Origin of the sequence: Streptomyces sp. SID14478, assembly GCF_010548525.1 — a bacterium.
Taxonomy (GTDB): domain Bacteria; phylum Actinomycetota; class Actinomycetes; order Streptomycetales; family Streptomycetaceae; genus Streptomyces.
On the sequence record NZ_JAAGMG010000393.1, the window covers coordinates 1 to 5359 of the forward strand.

Sequence of the window (5359 nt, forward strand, 5' to 3'; positions counted from 1 at the left end):
CGGCGCGAGCGGCCTGGGCGCCGTCATCGACACCAGCCGCAACGGCAACGGGGCCCCGGCGGGCGGCGCGTGGTGCGACCCCGACGGCCGCAAGCTGGGCCGGGCGCCGACGCTGCGGACCGGCGAGCCGGGGATCGACGCCTATCTGTGGGTGAAGCTGCCCGGCGAGTCCGACGGCTGCAAGGGCTCGCCCGGCACCTTCACCCCCGACTACGCCTACGAGCTGGCCGACTGAAGCGGGACGCCCCCTGCGGGCGTGAGGGGGGGCGATCAGCGCGGGGCCGTCTCGCCCTCGTGCTTCTCGTCGTCCTTGTCGTACGTCGACGTCCCCGAATCGAGCAGCGGCTCCTGCGACTTGAGGTGTGCCGGGGCCATCGCGCGCAGTGCGTGGTAGCCGGTGATGACCACGATCGTGCCGAGCGCGATGCCGCTCAGCGAGAAGTTGTCGGTGAACTTCAAGGAGACGTTGCCGACGCCGATGATGATGCCCGCGGCGGCGGGCACCAGGTTCAGCGGGTTGCGCAGATCGACCTTGGCGTTGATCCAGATCTGCGCGCCGAGCAGGCCGATCATGCCGTAGAGGATGACGGTGATGCCGCCGAGGACGCCGCCCGGGATGGCCGCGACGATCGCGCCGAACTTCGGGCACAGACCGAAGAGGAGGGCGAATCCGGCCGCCGCCCAGTAGGCCGCCGTCGAGTAGACGCGGGTCGCGGCCATGACGCCGATGTTCTCGGAGTACGTGGTGTTGGGCGGGCCGCCGACGGCGGTGGAGAGCATGGACGCGACGCCGTCCGCCGAGATCGCGGTGCCGAGGTTGTCGTCGAGGTTGTCGCCGGTCATCTCGCCGACGGCCTTGACGTGCCCGGCGTTCTCCGCGATCAGCGCGATGACGACGGGCAGCGCGACGAGGATCGCCGACCACTCGAAGGACGGGGCGTGGAAGGAGGGCAGCCCGACCCAGTCCGCCGTGCCGACTCCGGACAGGTCCAGGCGCCAGTGGTCGACGGCCTCGGTGCCGCCGTTGACCGAGTGGATCCTGCCGAAGACCCGGTCGAGGAGCCACGAGATGCCGTAGCCGAAGATCAGCCCCAGGAAGATCGCGATGCGGGACCAGAAACCGCGCAGGCACACCACGGCCAAACCGGTGAACAGCATCACGAGGAGCGCCGTCCACTGGTCGGTCGGCCAGTACGTGGACGCCGTCACCGGGGCCAGGTTGAAGCCGATGAGCATGACGACCGCGCCGGTGACGATCGGCGGCATCGCGGCGTGGATGATCCGCGCCCCGAACCTCTGCACCGCGAGGCCGACCAGGAAGAGCACGACGCCCACGACGAAGACCGCGCCGGTGACCGTGGCGCTGGAGCCGCCCGAGGCGCGGATCACGGCGGCGACGCCCACGAACGAGAGCGAACAGCCCAGGTAGCTGGGGACCCGGCCGCGGGTGGCGAGCAGGAAGATCACCGTCGCGACGCCGGACATCATGATCGCGAGGTTCGGGTCGAGCCCCATCAGGACCGGTGCGACGAACGAGGCGCCGAACATGGCGACCACGTGCTGCGCGCCGAGTCCGATCGTGCGCGGCCACGACAGCCGCTCGTCGGGGCGGACGACGGCGCCGGGGGCCGGGGTGCGTCCGTCGCCGTGCAGTTTCCAGCGCACGCCGAGGTCCATGTGAGATCTGCTTTCTGTGGTGCTGTTGTGGCTCGAAACGATCGCCTCATGTTAAAGGCACGTAAGTGCGAGTTCGCGCGCGCCCGGTGGGCGGAACGTGCCGCGCTTCTTGTTGGGAAGAGCCCACAGGTCTACGCTCGCTCGCACTTATCCGTGAACATCGTTCAGATACATATCTGGATGGAGCCGTGTGATGCGTGCAAGACCTCGGATGCGCCTCGGCGCCCTCGTCGCGGCGGCGGCCGCCCTGACCGCCGTCCTCGTACCGACCGCGGACGCGGCCCCCCGCGATTCCGCTCCCCGAACCGCCGTCCTCGACGGCAGACGCCTCCAGCAGACGAAGACCCGCCTCGCCCACGGGGATCCCCAACTCAAGCGCTCTGTGAAGGACTTGACGACGCGCGCCGACGCCTGGCTGGACCAGGGCCCCTGGACGGTCGTCGACAAGCCGAAGCCCGCACCGGGCGGCGACGTCCACGACTACCTGAGCCAGGCCCCGTACTGGTGGCCCTCCACCTCGCCCACCGCCGACAATCCCTGGGGCTGTCCGTACGTTCAGAAGGACGGACAGCGCAATCCCGAGGTCGACACCGGCACCGACCGCCAGGACGTCGAGAAGGTCTTCGACTCGACGTACGACCTCGCGCTCGCCTGGTACTACACCGGCAAGAAGAGCTACGCGCGGAAGGCCGGGGAGGTGCTGCGCACCTGGTTCCTCGACGCGGACACGAAGATGAACCCGAACCTGGACCACGCCCAGTTCATCCCGTGCAAGTACGACGGCCGCGCCATCGGCGTCATCGACTTCTCGCAGTCGTACACCAGCGTCGTGGACGCCGTCGCCCTGCTCGCCACCGGCGCTCCCGGCTGGTCCCGGGCCGACCGCGCGGGCATGGACGCCTGGAACGAGGACTTCCTCGACTGGATGGTGAACAGCGACTTCGGCAAGGAGGAGGGCACGGCCGACAACAACCACGGCACCTTCTACGACATGCAGGTCGCCGCCCTCGCGTACGCCACCGGAGACACGGACCTCGCGCGGCGCACCGTCCTCGACGCCCGCGGCAAGCGCATCGACGCGCAGATCGCGGGCGACGGCAGCCAGCCGCAGGAACTCGCGCGCACCCGCAGCTGGCACTACTCGACCTTCGACCTGGTCGCCTACACGCGGCTCGCCGCGATCGGCCGCCACGTCGGCGTCGACCTGTGGACGTACCGAGGCCCGGACGGACAGAGCCTGTTCAAGGCCGTGGACTATCTGCTGCCCGCGGCGACGGGGGAGACGGCCTGGCCGCACCCGGAGCTGGAGTTCCAGCGGTTCGCGGCGAGCGACGTCGTGCACGCGGCCGCCGACGCGGGGGACCCGGCCGCGCGCAGCGCCGTGCCGAAGCTGCAGGCGCCGCCCGGCGGCGATCTGTGGGCACTGCGGCCCGCGGCCGAGCAACTGGACTCGATCGCGGGGTGACCCCCTGCTGACCCGGGGCGCCGGACGACTCCGGCGCCCCCGCGGTCAGTTCGTGCGCGCCGGGGCGGCCTCCGCGTTCTTCAGCGGCGTACGGTCGGCGCCGCGCAGCACGCCCGCGAACAGCATCAGCCCACATGTCAGAGCCGTCACCAGACCGAACGACACCACGAGGCTCGTCGCGTCGGCGACCGTGCCGATCGCCGACGGGGCGATGAGCCCCGAGGTGTACGTGATGGTGGCGACACCCGCGATGGCCTGGCTCGGGTTCGGCCCGCTGCGCCCGGCCGCCGCGAAGGCGAGCGGGACGACGACCGCGATGCCGAGGCCGAGCAGACCGAATCCCGCCATGGCGACGGGCGGGTTCGGGGCCACGACCACGAGCAGCGCGCCGAGCGTGGCGCCGACGCCGCCCACCCGCACCGTGCGCACCGCGCCGAACCGGTCCACCACGGCGTCGCCCGCGATCCGTGCGACGGCCATGGTGAGCGTGAACGCCGTGGTGCAGGCGGCCGCGAGCCCGGCCGAGGTGTCGAGGACGTCCCGCAGGTACACCGCCGACCAGTCCAGGCTCGCGCCCTCCGCGAACACGGCGCAGAAGCCGACCGCGCCGATCAGCAGCGCCGACTTCGGCGGCAGCGTGAACCGCGGCGGCGCCTCCTCGTCCTCCGCCGGACGAAGGTCCAGCACCCAGCGGCAGGCGGCGAAGCCGACGACGGTCAGCACCGCGGCCGCGAGCAGGTGGTGCAGTCGGGCGTCCCCGCCCAGGTGTGCGGCGAGCGTGCCGCCCGCCGAGCCGATGAGGGCGCCCACGCTCCACATGCCGTGCAGCCCCGACATGATCGACTTGTCGAGGCGGGTCTCGACCTCCACCCCGAGCGCGTTCATCGCCACGTCCGACATGCCGGCCGTCGCCCCGTACACGAAGAGCACCGCGCACAGCGTGACCAGGTTCGGGGCGAGCGAGGGCAGGGTCAGCGCCAGCGTCCACAGGGCGAGCAGCCCGCGCAGCGCCGTCCGCGCCCCGAACCGGTGGCTCACGCTGCCGGCCAGCGGCATCGCCACGGAGGCGCCGATCGCGGGGAAGGCGAGCGCGAGGCCGAGCTGGCCCGCGCTCACGCCCGCGTGGTCCTGGATCCACGGGACGCGGGTCGCGAAGGACCCGGTCACCGCCCCGTGGACGCAGAAGACGGTCGCCACGGCGTAGCGCGCCTGCTTCAGCTCCTTCAGTGCGTAGGTCACTTCATTCATCCGGTGGGCCCCTCCCAGTGCGTCCCGTTCCGCATCCCCGCGCCCGTCCCCAGGGTGCCGCCGTAAACTATCAGGAACCCTGCCTGATAGTTAGCCCGTTTCGGCGTAGGATCCGGCCATGCCCGCATCGCCGAGGACCGCCCGAGCCATCAACGACCGGCTCGCACTGCGCTTCCTCCAGGAGGAAGGCCCGCTCACCGCCGGTCAGTTGAAGGACCTCACCGGTCTGTCCCGGCCCTCCGTCGCCGACCTCGTCGAGCGGCTCACCGCCTCCGGACTGGTCTCGGTCGTCGGGGAGGCGGGCGCCCGGCGGCGCGGCCCGAACGCCAGGCTCTACGGGATCGTCGCCGACCGCGCGCACCTCGCGGCGCTCGACGTACGCACCGAGGGCGTGCGCCTGGTCGTCTGCGACCTGCTGGGCGCCGTGCTGGCCGAGGCGTCGCTGCCCGTCGAGGAGGGCGAGGCGCCGGGCCCCGCGGTCGAGCGGGCCGTCGCCTTCCTGGAGCGGACGGCGAAGGAAGCAGGCGCCGAACGACTGCACACGGTGGGCGTGGGCGCCCCCGGCCTGATCGACCCGGCATCCGGCGAACTGCGCGACTCCTCCGGACTCCCGGAATGGCACCGCCGACTGGTCACCGCCCTCCAGGAGCGGCTGCCCGCGCGCGTGCTCGTGGAGAACGAGACGAACCTCGCCGCCCTCGCCGAGCAGCGCGACGGGGCCACCCGGGACCGGGACACCTTCGTGCTGCTCTGGCTCGGGCTCGGCGTCGGCGCGGCCGTCGTCCTGGACGGCAGGCTGCGGCGCGGCGCCTCCGGCGGGACCGGGGAAGTGGGTTTCCTGCCGGTCCCGGGCACCGACGGGCTGCCGTCCGCCACGGGGTGCGACGGCGGTTTCCACTCCCTGGCCGGCGCGGGCGCGATCCTCGAACTGGCCCGCGCCCACGGCCTGGTGGGGCCCGGGGAGCCGGT

Annotated in this window: 5 protein-coding genes; 3 read left to right on the plus strand and 2 right to left on the minus strand. The window is 72.2% G+C overall.

The window, feature by feature from the left end; genetic code table 11:
* Positions 1-235, plus strand: a 235-nt coding sequence (locus tag G3I40_RS13070; RefSeq protein WP_164302332.1) for a glycoside hydrolase family 6 protein, incomplete at its 5' end; no start/stop codon positions are given.
* A gap of 35 nt (positions 236-270) precedes the next feature.
* On the opposite strand, the gene G3I40_RS13075 is transcribed toward G3I40_RS13070, so the two are convergent.
* A complete protein-coding gene (locus G3I40_RS13075) occupies positions 271-1677 on the minus strand; it encodes a solute carrier family 23 protein (RefSeq protein WP_164302333.1) in 1407 nt (468 codons plus the stop codon).
* Positions 1678-1870: 193 nt separating this feature from the next.
* Between G3I40_RS13075 and G3I40_RS13080 the strand changes: the two genes are divergently transcribed.
* On the plus strand, positions 1871-3142 hold the full coding sequence (locus G3I40_RS13080) for an alginate lyase family protein (protein WP_164302334.1): 1272 nt from the start codon (positions 1871-1873) through the stop codon (positions 3140-3142).
* A 45-nt stretch (positions 3143-3187) separates the two neighbouring features.
* Here G3I40_RS13080 and G3I40_RS13085 read toward each other — a convergent pair whose 3' ends face one another.
* Positions 3188-4390 (minus strand): MFS transporter, encoded by a 1203-nt coding sequence (locus tag G3I40_RS13085; RefSeq protein WP_164302335.1) that lies wholly within the window; start codon positions 4388-4390, stop codon positions 3188-3190.
* Between the two features lie 118 nt (positions 4391-4508).
* Here G3I40_RS13085 and G3I40_RS13090 point away from each other — a divergent pair.
* Positions 4509-5359: ROK family transcriptional regulator (locus G3I40_RS13090; protein ID WP_164302336.1), on the plus strand; the 851-nt coding region annotated here is incomplete at its 3' end.